Origin of the sequence: Acetobacter sp. UBA5411, from assembly GCF_002409645.1 — a bacterium.
GTDB lineage: Bacteria > Pseudomonadota > Alphaproteobacteria > Acetobacterales > Acetobacteraceae > Acetobacter.
This window is the reverse complement of sequence record NZ_DHNR01000005.1, coordinates 74,550-89,925: the sequence shown is the minus strand read 5'-3', so window position 1 is coordinate 89,925 and position 15,376 is coordinate 74,550. Positions and strand designations below refer to the sequence as shown.

Below are 15,376 nucleotides of genomic sequence, written 5' to 3'. Positions count from 1 at the left end.
TCAGGCTACAGGAAGGACACACTCATTTCTTCAGAAAAACGTCGAGCTTGCGATCAACATCCGCAAGAAGAGCATCGTCTCCGTTCTTATCAAGCGCCGTCAGGGAGCGTTTCATCGCCTGAAGAATATCCGGCGTGACATCCTTGTCCTGCACGGCCTTCCGCCACCATGAGAGGGCTTCCTCGACAAGGTCGGCTTCAGCCAGCGCCGTCGCGTAATTATGCTGTCCGCGATAGTCGCCCTGTTCTGCTGAGCGCCTGTACCAGGCTAGCGCTGCCTGTCGGTCCTGCGGCACTTCCCATCCTTCTTCAAGAAAGCGGGCATAGAGGTTCATGGATTTGGCGTGACCGTTGTGGGCAGCTTCCTTGAATAGGGCGAATGCCCGTGGGCGATCTACGGGCATACCAAGTCCTCTCAGAGCAAGGATGCCCAGATTATAACGCCCCCATTCATCGCCGAGAGAGGCAGCTTTTTCGTAATGGACAGCCGCCTGCGCCAGATCTTTCTCCACTCCGTGACCAAAGTGATAGCAACGCCCAAGCATGTTGCTGGCTGGTCCAAAACCGGCACTGGCCGCGATTTTAAACCATCCGACGGCTGCCATCGGGTCGCTCTGCATGAAAGTGCTGCTGAGAAGGGCCTGTCCCCACTGCGTCTGGGCGAGAGGGTCGCCTTTCAGGGCTTCAAGACGGATCTGTTCAATATGGGCCGGAAGAGGGGTGCGCTCGGCAGGACGTTTCCCCGGAAGCAGGCGGGAGATCATGGCGGGACTCTTGTTGCGAAGGCCTCTCAGTAGCATCGCGTAGGTGGTGAGAGCAAGAATTCAGGTCTTTGCTCGCTGTCTTATGAACAGGTAGCGGGAGTATCGGGGTGGCTATCCGGGGCTTGGTTTTCCTGTATCTGCCTGGAAGGTATTCTGCTCCTTCCGGTGCACCGGGTCCTGATGGAGTGCTGTTTTCTTTCTATAAAAGGGACCTGAGGAAATTTTATCATTTATGAGAACGGTTCGGGTAGTGAGATTTTCTGATGCGGACTTCCGGCAGAGTTTATATCCGGGATGAACGAGAAAATGTTTCGTGTCTCGGGGAGAGCTAGAACCGTAATATTTACCAGATGAATATTACTCATTTACATAATATAATTTTGTATATTATTTTATAATATTCCAATAAATAAAATAAAATCCAGATTAATTTTTATAATTTAACTTGATTAACTGTATTTTAATGGCATCTACTCTGCGTTGCGAAAAGAAATATTTCGCAACACATCCGGCGATCCTGTCATTACCAACCCACTTCCTTTTTTATCCGGAAGCTTTCGGGGTTTTACGACAGATCGCATATCAGAAGGTCTGCTCGATTATGACAACCACTTACTGGAATGGCGCGGCAGAGGGAGATTTTTACTCTGCCTCGAACTGGTCCAATGGCGATGTTCCCCATAGCAAAACCTGTCAGAGTGCTGACATTACCGGATGGGATGGTACGCCGGTTGTGGCGGTGGCTGGCGGTGTTTCCTACAGCCAGATCAGTTCCGTGAGCATTGGCGACAATGGCACACTGAAAATTACGGCTGACGGCGGCACGGCCGACACAGGTTATGTTTTTGCAACCCATTCGATTGAGGTTGCCGAGACTGGTTCTCTGATTATCGACACACCGTCCGCTGTCGATCTTGGGCTGTACACGCAGATCCGGGGTGGCACGGTCACGATTATGAACAACGACAACAATGTTGTTCTGGACGGAAATTCGCTGAACGGCACCGGCACGCTGAATCTGATCAATGCGACGCTTGGATCGCCTGAGGCGCTGGTGCATATCCCGGATATGGATATCACGTTGCAGGGCGGCAGCACGCTTTATACACGCTGGGCTGCATCGGGACATTCGGTGACATTCGATCCGGCATCGGTGAATACGCTCGTTCTGCCATCCAACGATCCGACTGTTGCTACGAAGATCATTGGTTTTTCGGAAAATGCGCGGATCGAGATTGCCTCGGAAGATGGTGTTCATCCGACGGCGGCGACGATGTCGTCGAATGGCGACGGCACGTACAGCATGATCATTGCGCTGTCGAACGGCACCACGCTGACGGCGAACGACATTGTTCCGGCTGACGGATTTAAGCCGGGGGCGGTTTCGATCGGGGAAACGGCTGATGGTAACTACACTCTGACGGACAGCAACGCGGCTGCGACGACTCCTGATTACAGCACCTCCGCGATCCATGAAGCGTTGCAGAACACGGCGGCTACGGCAGCGAACACGGGAGATGACGTGACCACCGGGGCTGGCGTGGTGGATCACAGCAGCACCGCCAATGATCGTTATACGGCGGCTTCCGGCGACTGGTCTGATTCCGCCAACTGGTCTGCCGGTGTGATCCCGCAAAGTGACAGCTGTTTGCAGGGGACTGTGGGCGGGACATCTGATGTTGTTGTCTCTCAGGCGGATTCAGCCCAGTTTGTCAGCCTGTCGGTAAATGACAGCGCCACGCTGACGATCAGCGCGGCAGCGGGTGAAAATCCTGAAAGCTATGTGTTCTCAACGGCAGGTCTTGAAGTTCGTGACCAGGGCTCACTGGTGATCGACACGGCGGCGAAAGTCGGACTGGGCGGTGTCAGTGCGATTGATGGAACACTGACGATCGAAGACAATACCAGCAATGTTATTGTGGACAGCAACCATCTTGCGGGTGGTGGCACGCTGACGCTGGATCATTCGACTTTCGGTTCCGCTTTATCCGCGCAGGAAGTCGATCTTCCGACGATCAATCTGAAGGATGACAGCACTTGGTATGCCTCGCTGTATGGCAATACGAGCACGGTGAATGTTGACGGGACGAGCGACGCGATTGTTCTGAGCGGAAATCTTCAGAATATTCAGACGACTTTCTCCGGTGTAACTGCAAACACGCAGTTTCTTATCAACCCGAATGAGGGTGTGAGTGCGACATCCGAAGTTTACAGCAAGAATGGTGATGGCAGCTATACCCTGACCATTGGTCTGAGCGATGGCAAGGACGTGGTGCTGAGCCATATTGAAGCGGCGTCTTCTCTGACCAGTTCCTCTGCATCTCTTGCATCTATTGCGAGCGGTAAAGAGGTTCAGGCTTCGGTTGTCTCTGATTTCGCGCAATCGGCGACGGGCAGCAGTGCGGCCACTCTGGTGGCAGCGGCGGGTTCAGTTCTGCCGACCGAGCATGTGGCGGTGAGTGCTGGGGCGCTGCTGAACACGACTTCCGACGTGACGACGCCGATTGTGACGGCTCATGATTCCGAGAAGCTGTTTGCTGCTTAAGCAGACAGTTTGCCCGGGCTGCCTTTCGGGGCGGCTCGGGTGTTGATCTGCTTCCGATTGCGAGCGGCTGATGTCTGCTTTAGCGGCGAACCAGAAAGTCGGCTATTGGGCAGGATCGTCAGTCAACCAGATGTTCATATGAACGATCTCCAAATCTGCCGTAACTTAATGTTATCGAGCCTAGCGGGCGTCTCTGACGGCGCTTTTGATTAGATCTTCAAGGGCAGTCAAGTTGCCAGTATCGGCTTCCTGAAGCGCAATATAGTATGCCGTACCACGATCTAGAATTGGATCTGCCAGCAGGCCCAGCAACTCACGAGCTTGTAGTGCGAGAATGGCCTGCGCCAAGCGTGTATTACCATCTACAAAGGGGTGGATCCAAAGCAGTTGTTGAAAGAAACGTGCAATAGATGTGATCGCCCTATTATTGTCTTCCAGTAAACTGGAAAAATCGCGATTCCATTGGTCGAGTAGTTCACGAATTAAGGACGGAACCCTATCCCATGCAGGGCGCTCGGGGCCGGGACTTGGTTCGCCATTTGCATCCACCAGCCATACTTGTGTTTCCCGAAATTTGCCCGCATAGGCCAAATCCGATGACAGTATTAATCGATGTACGTAGCGAAGCAGAGACGGAGTAAGATGTGCGCTCACTGCTTCCCTGGGATCTTCTACAGCTCGCTGAAAACTCGCAGCAGCAGCTGCCGCCAACATCGCTTGGACATCAGTGTGTTCGTTTCGCACAGCACTGGCGATTACAGCAACCGTTTGGAGGAAAAACTCCTGTCCTTGCTGTCTAAATTGATCAATACGATACGCAAGAGATTCTATGGCTCGCGTCTGTGCCTTAAGTTCATCCGTGAAATTTTGCCCTGATGCTGCGAAGAAGGCTGTTTGCTCTTCATTACTCATCGGTATGTGCAAATGCCGAAGGCGAAGGCCATAGCCCGCGGGAGTGTCCAACATTACGCGAAGACGTTCACGATGATAGATGAGACAACGCTTGCCGTTAGCCGCGGCGATCCTTTCGAGTTCAGTGCGTTCCCCAACTGTTAGATGTTGGTTTGTTAAGAAAATGAAGCCGCTCCGGTTGTGTTTGAGCGATGCTTGTAAGTCCAAAGAAAACTTGTTCGATATCGCTGTAATGCTTACAGGTTCGCGCGGAAAATATACTGCTGCAACAAATGTTTTTTCGTCTTTAGTACAGAGGATATCTTTGCCGCCATCGGGCCCTCCGAGAGGTTGCTGAGGATCAATATTTTCGAAGGCGTCTATTCGCAACAAATCTGCGCAAAGGCGCTCAGCATCGCTTGAGCCTTTTTCCCAATTTGTCAGCAAAATAGTTGTCGAAATTTGATGAATGGACAAAGAACCCTCGACACGGCATGCTTCGACTTACTCACATCCTAACATGGCGGAAAGATCGGTCATAGGGACGTGAGTTTTGCTTTGCCTGCGAGAATGAACACACCCAGAGCCGGTCAACACACTCTGGGGTGTTTGTGGCGAGGTCGGCTTTTTAGCGGAAGGCTGGTTAAAAACTGCCAGTTCTATCCTGGTCGCACTTCAGGGACCGGATTTTAAATCAATATTGTACGCTTTCCGATGGGGCGCGACCAGATTAAAATGTCGAAAGGAAAGCAAAGAAGATGTATTTTCTATAGTTATGACTTATTTTAAAAATCGTTCATTTATATTAATAAATAAACACATAAATAATATATGTCATATATATGACACTATTTAGCCTTGTTCCTGTAAAGCCAAGCATAAAGCGACGGCAGAACCAGCAATGTCAGCATCGTGCAGGACACAAGTCCACCGATAACAACCGTTGCTAGCGGCTTTTCAACTTCCGCGCCTTCGCTCATGGAAAACGCCATGGGGAAGAAGCCCAGACAGGCGACGGTCGCCGTAGCCATGACGGGCCGGAAACGTTCACGAACGGCCTCGACAGCAGCGTCAAAGGGGAGGAAGCCCTCTTTTCTCAGATCGTGAATGTAGGACACCAGCACGAGACCGTTCATGGTGGCCACACCAAACAAAGCGATAAAGCCGATCCCGGCGGAAATGCTGAAAGGCATGCCACGCAAATACAGCGCGAGAATACCGCCCGTTGCGGCGAATGGCAGATTGACGAACACAAGCGCCGCCAGTCCCAGTTGTCCAAGCGCCATCATGAGAAGCAGGAAGATCAGCCCGAGCATGATCGGCACGACAATTTCTAGACGGGCCACCGCTGTCTGAAGATTTCTGAACTGGCCATTCCATTCCATGCGATAACCCGGAGCCAGCTTGATATTCTTCGCCACAGCGTCCTGAGCGGCTTTGACGAAAGAACTTAGATCCCGCCCGCGAACATTGGCCTGCACCATGGTACGGCGTAGCCCCTGATCGCGGCGGATCGTCGGCGGTCCATCCGTCAGCACAATATGCGCGACCTGAGAGAGATTGACGGTGCGGTCGTCGCGCGTGATGACGGGGAGGGCTCGGATATCTTCAATATTTTCCCGAGCATCTTCCGCAAAGCGCACCTCTGTGGGGATCAGCGCGTCATCGACGGAAACGGGCGGACCGAAATGGCCTCCGAGCGCCTCCACCACATCCATGACCGACGAGGTTTCCGTGTTGAGTCGTCCCGCCATGGTGCGATCAACGTCGATATGAAGATACGGGATGGTGCCAACATCCTGCGGCGCGACGTCTGCTGCTCCGGGGACTTTGGCGACCACGTCGGAGACCTGCGTCGCCAGCTTCGACAAAACGGTCATGTCCGGACCATAGATGCCGATTGCAATCTGTGACCGCACACCGGAAAGCAGGTCGTCCATGCGCATCTGGATCGGCTGGCTCCAGTTGAACAGCGAGCCGGGATTGTTCTTCTGCAACGCGTCGTTGAAAGCCTTGACCAGACCTTCCTGCGTGCTGGCGGTTTTCCATTCGGAATGAGGCTTGAGCAGCACATAGGTGTCGCTCTGCTCTCCACCCTGTGGATCGGTCGGGATAGCCGACGTGCCGGTATTACTCACAACCGTGCGCACGTCCGGGAAGGAACGGAGTGTCCTCTCGATGGCCTGCACGGCCTTCAGGGACGCATCAAGGGAAATGCCGGGAAGGCGTGTGGAGGTGACGACCAGATCACCTTCCTGAAGCTGGGGAATGAACTCGCCGCCCAGACGGCTGGCGACAAACACGGAGAGGATCAGGAAAATGACCGCCACGGACATGACCTGTTTCGTATGCGTCATGCAGTAGCGGGAGGCAGGCTGGAAAAGACGCCACATGAAGGCGATGAAGCGGGTGTGATGGTCTCCGTGTGTGTCCTGTGCGTGCGCGTCGGGCTTTTTGCCGCGTCCCAGAAAAACACAGAGAGCCGGAATGCAGACCAGCGAATAAACAAGGGAGGCGATCAGCGCCAGAATGACCGTTTCCGCCATCGGGGTGAACATCCGCCCTTCCACGCCCTGAAGCGTGAGGACCGGCAGATACACCATGGCGATGATGAGTACAGCGAAGGTGACCGGGCGGATGACGGAGCGTACGGTGGACAGGATGGTCGTCGGGAGTGGCGTGTCGTAACGGCGTCGGTGCAGCACGTTCTCGACAATGACGAGCGAACTATCGACAACCATGCCGAAGTCGATCGCGCCGAGGGAGAGCAGGTTGGCGGAGATGCCCAGATGCCGCATGCCCACCATGGCTGCGACAAGCGAGAAGGGGATCACGGAGATGATAACCAGAGAGGCCCGCCAGTCTCCGATCACCAGCAGCAGGACAACCAGAACCAGAATGGCGCCGAGTGAGAGGTTTTCCCTGACCGTATCAATTGTTTTCTCTGTCAGACTTTCCCGCCCGTAATAGGGTTCCAGCGTGACGCCAATGGGCAGGGACGCCTGAATTTTCGGCAGTTCGGTCTTCAGATCGCTCAATGTCGCCCGCGCACTCGCACCTTCACGGAGCAGCACGACGGCGCTGACAATCTCGCCCTGTCCGTCGCGGGTGACGCCGCCCATGCGCGGACGGCTGCCCTTCCGCACGATGCCGATGTCGCGCAGATGAACGACTTCACCATTCGGGCCGCTGCGGACCTGTACCTCACCCAGTTCCGCCAGATCATCGATCAGCGAACGGCCGACAATGATGTGCTGTTCGTCATTATGCTCGATCCAAGCGCCACCGGCAGCTTCATTGCCGGTATCGACGGCGTCGAAAGCGTCCGAAACAGATACGCCATAACGCCGCATGGCCATTGGATTGAGCGCGACTTCGTAGGTTTCCGAAGCGCCGCCGTTGATGTTGACGTCCACCACACCCGGAACGAGGCGCAGGCGCGGCACCACGTTCCAGACCATTAGGCGGTTCAGATCTTCAAGCGACTGGTCCCGACCGCGAATCTGTAAGTGGAGGATTTCGCCCATGCCGGTGGACATCGGTCCCATGTCGATGGACAGACCATGCACGGACACGCTGTCGCGGGCTTCAGGCAGGCGCTGCGAGACCAGTTCACGGGCGCGGTAGATGTCGGTGGAATCGTCGAACTGGAGATAGAGAACGGCCACGCCGGTGCGCGATACGGAGCGCATGCTGGTCAGGCCGACAACGCCGGACAGGGCTTTCTCCACAGGCGAGGTGACGAGTTTTTCAACCTCCTCCGTCGGCAGGCCGGGCGCTTGCACGGACACCAGCACCTGACGCGGCGAGATATCCGGAACCGGTTCCACCGGCAGACTCCTGATGTCTGCCAGTCCGGCCACCATAAGAAGTGTGACGATACAGAAAAGGAAAAGGCGCTTTTCGATCAGCCAGTGCAGAAGCTTCATAAGGTCAGCCGTTGGCCTCGGCGGAAGGAGCAAGGATGGCCTGTGATTTCAGGGTGAAGCTGCCCTGTGTCACCACGGTTTCGCCACCCTGCAGGCCTGCGGTGATGACGGTCTGTCCTTCAAGAGAGAGACCGGTCTTCACAATGCGCAAACTGTAGCGATGGGGAGCAGTCAGCACGAAAACGCAGGGCGATCCCGCGAAGGTCTGAAGAGCCGTGCTTGGGATCAGAACGCCTTCGACCTTGTCGGAGGAGAACAGACGCGTTTTTACCAGCATGCCGGGGCGCAACTGCTGTTGCGGATTTTCAACAAGGCTGCGAGCGAGAATGTGCTGGGTTTTTGTATCGACGTGGCCTTCGATGACGTCAATGCGTGACGAAAGAGGGGCTTCACCGGGTGAAAGCCATGTGAGTTGGCGGTCGCCGGGACGGATACGGGGCGCTGACTCCTCATCGACCTGTGAGACGATCCAGACGTGAGACAGGTTTTCGATTTCCACCGGCGCGACACCGCTGGCAGTCATTTCCTGTCCGGTGGCGACATTAATGCTCGTGACAATGCCGCTGATTGGAGACACGACGACTGATTTCCCTTCATCGGGATGTTCCATACTGGACTGATAGCGGCGGAGATGTTCGGCCATACTCCGAAGTACGGCTTCCCGGCCATGCACGAGCGCATCCGCCTCCCGCAAGGCAGCGCCCCGTCGCTCCAGTTCTCCTACCGAAACCGCGCCCCCCTTCAGGGTGCGGGCGCGATCATAAAGCTGGCGGGCATTCTCACGTCTGGCGCGGGCTTCCTGGAGGGCGGCCTCCGCAGACAGGCGCTGTTGCGTGTCGTCGTTCAGCGTAAAGTTCTCATAAGTGAGCAGGGGCTGGCCCTTGGTCACCATCTGTCCGGCGACCACCGCCACATCAAGAACACGTCCGCCGCCGACGGGGCGGATATGCGCCACCTTCCGGGCGTCGGCGACGATATAGGCCGGAACATCCATGTGATGCGGCAGGGCTCCTGGATGGGCGACTGCCGTGTGGATATCCTCTGCGGCAAGCGCTTCATCGGAAATCGTGACTGTTGGGAGAGGCGGCGCGGCATGGGCGGAAGGCAGAAATGCGGAACAGGCGAGCAGGGTGCTGAGCAGAACTGACACAAAAGAAGGGGAGAAAACCCTGTTCGTTTCGATCATGGAATATTTCCGCTCATAAGAATCATCCGGGCTATCGTGGCTCGCATGACAATGTCTGCCTGGGCATAGCGTTCAGCGGCTGTAAGAGCAGTTCGTCTGGCACGCAGATACTCGATCACCGGGATCTCGCCGACCTGCCATGCTTCGGCAAGATCTGCGGCGCGACGATCCGAGTGGACGCGTAACTGACGTGCATGTTGAAGAATCTGGGTGGAGGTCGTCAACTGGTTATGCAACTGGCGATATTCGGCCTTGATCTGGCGATGCGCCTGCGTGACGTCGCGCTCCGCCCGACCGACGGCCTGGACCTCTTTCATGACCATGGGAACATTTCTGGCTTCGCTTGGCAGCGGCACCTGAAATTCAACGCCGATTTGTGTGTCCCAAGGGCTCTGATACTGTTCCTGTCGGCTGAGAATGACCCCAAGCGACGGGTTGGGCATGTAGGAGTGGCGGGCGACGGAATAGGAAGCCTGCGCCTGTTTCAGGGCGGATTCCGCAAGCTGAACACGGGGATCATGCTCGGGGTCAAGTTGCGAGCCGACTGGACCCAGCCCCCGGCCGTCAATGCCGGAAAGATCGGGAAGGGTGTCTGTGCCGGTCAGGGATTCCAGTTCGGCGCGAATATTCTCAAGCCTCTGTCGGGATTCCGCCAGCGTACCGTCCACGTCTTCCTTTTCGGTGACCGTTGCCTCGTAATCCGTGTTGGAGACTTCTCCTGCATGAAGGGCGCGCTCGACGTCCGACATGGTCCTGCCGAGCACGTCGCTGACGATTTCCTGATTGTTGATGCGGGCGCTGAGAACGGAGCCTTCGCTGGTGAGGTCCAGCACATGCACGGCGACGGCCAGTCTTTGCACCTGCTGCTGATGGGCGGCGACCTTTTCATCGGCGAGCGCGGCTTCTTCCGTGGCTGAACCCTGTCCCGGCAGCCAGAGGGGCACGCTGATCTGTCCCTGATAGGTCGTGTAGCCGACATGACTGCCGATGAAATGATCGTCCATGTACAGGCCGGAGACGGTCGGGCCGTCAGGGAACCAGGACCGTGCGGCCGAGGCGCGCTTGTGTGCGGACATCGCGTCCGTCGAGATGGATTTGCGGGACGGATCTATCGTCCAGGCCGACTGGATGGCTTCGCGCAGGGTTTCTGCGTGCGCAGGGACACCGGAGGCAAGAAACAGTCCGCATATCGTCGCTGTTCGAACGCGAGGAACGCGGATCAGCGAGAGACAAAACGAAAGACGCCTGACACACTCTGGAAACAAAAAAAGTCCCTCACAGAACAGCAAAGATACTGAAACAGGCATAGAGTGCAGCCACCCACGACGGAATGGTTAAAAGATTAAAAATATTTTATAGAAACAGGATGAACATTGCGCAATCAATATAAAAAAGCAATCAGATCAGGGTGTCCATCTCTATATTTTGCTGCCCCTGAAAACCGCGACCGGCCCGGTTGGCTTCTGGCTTCACGCCCGGGAAATGCTGATGGGAAGAGGAGTTCCGTGGGCAGTTTTTCTGATACCTCAGTCTGAGTAAACAGATGTTAAAAGTATCTGTTTGTCAGAGCGGAGGAAGCAGCAGAACGCGGTTCAGACTTTCCAGTCTTGAGAAAAGCTCTGCCCATACCGTGAAGAATTTCCGCTCTGAAAGACCGCGTTCCTGCATGATGGCGGCAATATCTCCCACAGTCCGCTCACCATCAATCAGAGGGAGAATGCTTCGTGCCTGAGTGGGAAGCGGAACGGGAACCGTTAGCGTGCCGAACGCAAAAGGTAGCGTGCTGTTGGGGAGAATCTGTTTTGCCAGCTCATCTCCCGGTATTTCCCGCATGACAGGCACACTCGCCGGATCACAGAAATCCGGAGGTGTGGGGCGCGATCCGTTTCGTACGACATAGGCCACATGCGTCGCCATATTGCCTGTCAGGGATTCCGCGACCTCGGCTTTTTCCCGCCATGACAGGTTCTCCACGCGGGCACGCAACTTCGGATCCGGCAGAAACAGCGCGGGATCGTAACGGGCAGGTTCCATCAGGCAGGATGGTTCAAGACCGGCTTCCGTCAGCAGATCAAGAAATGCGCCGATCGTATAGGCTCGGTCGCGGGGATTGAGCAGCAGATCGTAAAGTCCAGCATCACCGCCAGTCAGGTGATCACCGAAATTGCCGTTCTGTCGCAGCCATGCCGTGGCGGGAAGTGTGCGCATGACCCGCTTGGCGATATCGAGCCGTGTCGATGGTGATTCAGAAAAGGGCGTGAGGCGTTCGAGCGCTTCCTGAACCATATACACGCCGGTTCGACCATAGGGCGCATAGACCATCAGTCCCATGCCACCACCGGGAAGCAGCGCCTGTTCAAGGACTTTCAGCGTTTCCAGTGGGGCAGGTAGGTGATGCAGAACACCGCAGCAGTCGATGTAATCAAACTGGCTCGGCAGTGTTTCCGGATCGGTGAGGGAGCCCTGAATGAAGCTGATATTGCTCAGGTTGCGGGCTTCAGCGCGGGATTTTGCAATTTTCAACGCATGTTCGGACCGGTCCACGCAGACAACTTCGCCTGGACGATTGCTGCGGGCCATCTGTGTGGCGAGCATGATCGCGCCATCCCCGGTGCCGCATCCGGCGACAAGAGCACGCAGAGGCTGCGAGCGGGGGCGACGCGCGCCGAAAACCCAGTAATCGATTTCCCGCAGATGACTGGGGCTGCCGATTAGCAGCCGCTTTGTCTCCTCGCGTGGATCGCGTTCCGGATAAGGATAGGCCTCATATTGAGCGGCAAGTTCCGTATCACGGGCATCGGTGCTGGTCATGATGAAGTCTCCTGAGACACGGATTGTCGGGTCAATGAGAGGAAGGCGAGGGGGCAGGCCCCAGCCTGTCGAGCATGGCGGCCATATCCGGCGACTGCGCTGTGAGAACGGTCTGGATGCCGGCTTTGCGCAGTTCTTTCATCGTGTTTTGTGAAATCGCAATGGCTCGCAGAGAGCCTGCGGCACAGCCAGTCTGGGCAAGGGCGGCGCAGAAAGCCCGTGCGCTGGCGGCGGAAAATACCATGACTGTTGCAATCTGCCCTTCGCGCAGGGCTGAAAGAGCATCGGACGGCAATGTTGTCGCTGGTGCGGTGGTGTAGGCGACACGACGACGGATACGAAATCCACTGGTGCGGAGCGTTCCGGCAAGGTCAACGCCCTGATGCTCGCCAGACAACAGCAAAAGAGGGCCGGATGCCGGAGAAAGCCGTTCCGTGACAAGTTCCGCCAGTTTCGCGGCATTGCCGCTGGCGCTGATGACGGTCTGGAAGCCCTGTTTTTTGACGCGGTCTGCTGTGGCGTCGCCCACGGCATACACCGTAATGTCGTGGGCCACAGCAGAGCAAAGAGCGGGAATCGACTGGCTGCTGGTGATGAGCACACCGGCAATCCCTCTCTGGGTGGGGAGCGTGCGGGGAGCGATCACGAGCGACTCCATCCCCCAGCAATGCCAGCCAAGCTGCTCCAGCATTTCGCATGTCTCGGTCAGACCCGGCTCAGGACGCACCACAAGGACGCCGCGAGGGAGAGGCGTGTCCCTGTTCATGTCAGTGGAGTCAGTCCGTGAAGATCGACGCGGGGCTGTCCGCACGGAGACTGCGACCGAGTTCATGGCCCATCCGTTCCGCATCCGACGCCTGACCGACAATGTCGCGACGCAGCAGAAACGTGCCGTCTTCAGAAGCGACCAGTCCGGTGAGATGCAGTTCGCTCTTTGCCCCGATTGAAGGCGAGAGCAGGCGGGCATAACCGCCGATCGGCGTGCGGCAGGACCCATCCAACTCGGCCAGCAGGGCGCGTTCGGCTGTCGAAACCGCGCGGGCTTCATAGTCTTCAATGGCCGAGAGCAGTTCGCGCAGCTCGATATCGCTTTCACGAACCGTAACGCCGACAATTCCCTGTCCGGCTGACGGCACCATGACGGACGGTTCCAGCACGATGGAAGCGCGGTCTTCCATGCCGAGACGACGCAGTCCGGCGAGCGCCAGCAGTGTCGCATCGCACTGACGGGCCGCCAGCTTGTCGAGGCGGGTCTGCACATTGCCGCGTAGCAAGCCGAATCGCAGGTCCGGGCGCACATGCAGCATCTGCGCCTGACGGCGGACGGAGGCGCAGCCGACCAGCGCACCTTCAGGCAGAGCGGAATAGGGGTCGTTCGGATCGTTGCCGGGCGTGAAGCCGGGGCGCAGAATCAGCGCGTCACGGGCGTCCTCGCGGCGCATGGTGCAGGCCAGCACGAGACCGGGGGGAAGGGTGGTCTCAAGATCCTTGAGGCTGTGCACGGCGAAGTCGATCCGCCCATCCAGCAGGGCTTCATGGATTTCCTTGGCGAACAGCCCCTTGCCGCCAATTTCGGCCAGAGCGCGATTCTGGACCTGATCGCCTGTCGTGTTGATCAGGTGCTCCTGAAACGCGTTCATGTCGCGCAGGACGGGACAGAATCGCGTCAGGCGTGTCAGGAACGCGCGCGTCTGCCACAGTGCGAGCGGCGACCCACGCGTGCCGACACGCAGCGGAAGCTGCCGCCGATGTTGCGGGGGCGCTGCCTTCTGGCGAGCGGCTGCCTCGGCTGCAATTTTCTGCAGGGTCGGCGACGGGGACGTTTGTGATGGCTGTGCGGAGACCATTGGGCGTGTTTATTACCAGCACCGGATGAAGGAAAGGTGACGTGACGCCAGACAGGACCGACAGAAACGCTTCCGATGGACAGGCTCTATATCCCAGAGGGCCAATTCTTGCCATCGAGTCGTCATGCGATGAGACCGCGTGTGCCATTCTTTCACCGGAGGGTGAGGTGCTGGCCGAGAAGGTGATTTCGCAGGAGGCGCACGCCGCTTTCGGGGGGGTAGTGCCCGAGATCGCGGCCCGCGCGCATCTGGCGCTTTTGCCCGATCTTGCGCGGAAAACCGTGCAGGCGTCAGGCCTCGCCCTGCATGATCTGGGAGCCATCGCCGCCAGCACCGGACCCGGCCTGATCGGGGGGCTGATCGTCGGCGCAAACTTCGGCAAAGGGCTGGCGATCGCACTCGACAAACCGTTCATCGCGGTCAACCACATCGAAGCCCATGCGCTGTCAGCAAGGCTGCCCGGCGTCTCGAAAAAAAATATTTCTTTCCCGTTTCTGCTGCTTCTGGTTTCCGGCGGCCACTGCCAGTGTCTCGCGGTGGAGGGGATCGGACAGTATCGTCGTCTCGGCGGCACGATTGATGATGCGGCGGGAGAAGCTTTCGACAAGGTGGCCAAGATGCTCGGTCTTGGCTGGCCGGGCGGCCCGCAACTGGAAGCGCTGGCGAAAGAGGGCAACCCGGCTGCCTTTGCTTTTCCACGTCCACTAAAAGGCAGGGCAGGGTGCGATTTCTCCTTCTCCGGCCTGAAAACTGCGCTGGCCCGTCAGATCGAACCCTATGGCAACACAGCGCTTCCTCGCCCGGTAGCGGCGGATCTGTCTGCCAGCTTCCAGCAGGCCGTCGCGGATGTAATTGAGGATCGGGTCCGTCACGCCTTCGCCATGATGAAGCCACCGACCACGCTGGTGGCGGCAGGCGGGGTGGCGGCCAACGGCGTGCTGCGGAAGTCTCTGACCCGTATCGCGGCTGAGCATGATGTGCCGTTTGTAGCGCCGCCCCTGCGGTTGTGCACGGATAATGCCGTGATGGTGGGGTGGGCCGCGCTGGAAGTCTGTCATGAAGCGGCGCGTCGCGGTCTGCCCATGCCGGATGACCGCGCTGTGCGACCGCGACCACGCTGGCCCCTGTCTGAAATGCAGGAACGATTTGCGGTGCTGGGGGAAGCTGTTTGAAGGGTCTCTAAACCGTGCATTCAATATGACTGTTTAGAGGCTCCTTCTGATAAATGGCGATAAGCACGACAGAATTGACGCAGATCGCTTGTCGCTATGGTGTCGTGTGCTATGTCCGACGCCTTGCCGAGGTTAACGGACGCAAAAATGACGAAAAATCGATTTCTGACAGGCGCCGCGGTGGTTGTACTGCTTGGCGCTGCCGGTCTGGCTCCTGCACGGGCCCAGACCG

Annotated in this window: 10 protein-coding genes; 2 read left to right on the top strand and 8 right to left on the bottom strand. The window is 57.2% G+C overall.

Annotated features, from left to right (window positions below; translation table 11 throughout):
* Nucleotides 1–22: 22 nt before the first annotated feature.
* The gene (locus tag B3759_RS01245) at nucleotides 23–763 is read right to left on the bottom strand and encodes a tetratricopeptide repeat protein (RefSeq protein ID WP_291362885.1); all 741 of its coding nucleotides are present in this window, start codon (nucleotides 761–763) and stop codon (nucleotides 23–25) included.
* Between the two features lie 601 nt (nucleotides 764–1,364).
* Here B3759_RS01245 and B3759_RS01240 point away from each other — a divergent pair.
* Entirely contained in the window at nucleotides 1,365–3,308 is a 1,944-nt protein-coding gene (locus B3759_RS01240; protein WP_291362884.1) for a hypothetical protein, read from the top strand.
* A 180-nt stretch (nucleotides 3,309–3,488) separates the two neighbouring features.
* On the opposite strand, the gene B3759_RS01235 is transcribed toward B3759_RS01240, so the two are convergent.
* From B3759_RS01235 to hemC, 7 genes are all read right to left on the bottom strand, one after another.
* Entirely contained in the window at nucleotides 3,489–4,676 is a 1,188-nt protein-coding gene (locus tag B3759_RS01235) for a Fic family protein (protein ID WP_291362883.1), read from the bottom strand.
* Nucleotides 4,677–5,047: 371 nt separating this feature from the next.
* The gene (locus tag B3759_RS01230; protein WP_291362881.1) at nucleotides 5,048–8,128 is read right to left on the bottom strand and encodes an efflux RND transporter permease subunit; all 3,081 of its coding nucleotides are present in this window, start codon (nucleotides 8,126–8,128) and stop codon (nucleotides 5,048–5,050) included.
* Between the two features lie 4 nt (nucleotides 8,129–8,132).
* Entirely contained in the window at nucleotides 8,133–9,314 is a 1,182-nt protein-coding gene (locus B3759_RS01225) for an efflux RND transporter periplasmic adaptor subunit (protein ID WP_291362879.1), read from the bottom strand.
* Complete coding sequence (locus B3759_RS01220) at nucleotides 9,311–10,390, bottom strand: TolC family protein (protein ID WP_291362877.1); 1,080 nt, start codon at nucleotides 10,388–10,390, stop codon at nucleotides 9,311–9,313. Before B3759_RS01220 ends, B3759_RS01225 begins: the two co-directional genes overlap by 4 nt.
* A 487-nt stretch (nucleotides 10,391–10,877) precedes the next feature.
* The gene (locus tag B3759_RS01215; protein WP_291362875.1) at nucleotides 10,878–12,125 is read right to left on the bottom strand and encodes a class I SAM-dependent methyltransferase; all 1,248 of its coding nucleotides are present in this window, start codon (nucleotides 12,123–12,125) and stop codon (nucleotides 10,878–10,880) included.
* A 31-nt stretch (nucleotides 12,126–12,156) separates the two neighbouring features.
* Nucleotides 12,157–12,891 carry a uroporphyrinogen-III synthase gene (locus B3759_RS01210; protein ID WP_291362873.1) on the bottom strand — a complete coding sequence of 245 codons (735 nt, stop codon included), beginning with the start codon at nucleotides 12,889–12,891 and terminating at the stop codon, nucleotides 12,157–12,159.
* Nucleotides 12,892–12,901: 10 nt separating this feature from the next.
* Nucleotides 12,902–13,972 carry a hydroxymethylbilane synthase gene (gene hemC / locus B3759_RS01205; protein WP_291362870.1) on the bottom strand — a complete coding sequence of 357 codons (1,071 nt, stop codon included), beginning with the start codon at nucleotides 13,970–13,972 and terminating at the stop codon, nucleotides 12,902–12,904.
* A 41-nt stretch (nucleotides 13,973–14,013) separates the two neighbouring features.
* On the opposite strand from hemC, the gene tsaD reads away from it, so the two are divergent.
* Complete coding sequence (gene tsaD / locus B3759_RS01200) at nucleotides 14,014–15,144, top strand: tRNA (adenosine(37)-N6)-threonylcarbamoyltransferase complex transferase subunit TsaD (RefSeq protein ID WP_291362868.1); 1,131 nt, start codon at nucleotides 14,014–14,016, stop codon at nucleotides 15,142–15,144.
* Nucleotides 15,145–15,376 lie beyond the last annotated feature (232 nt).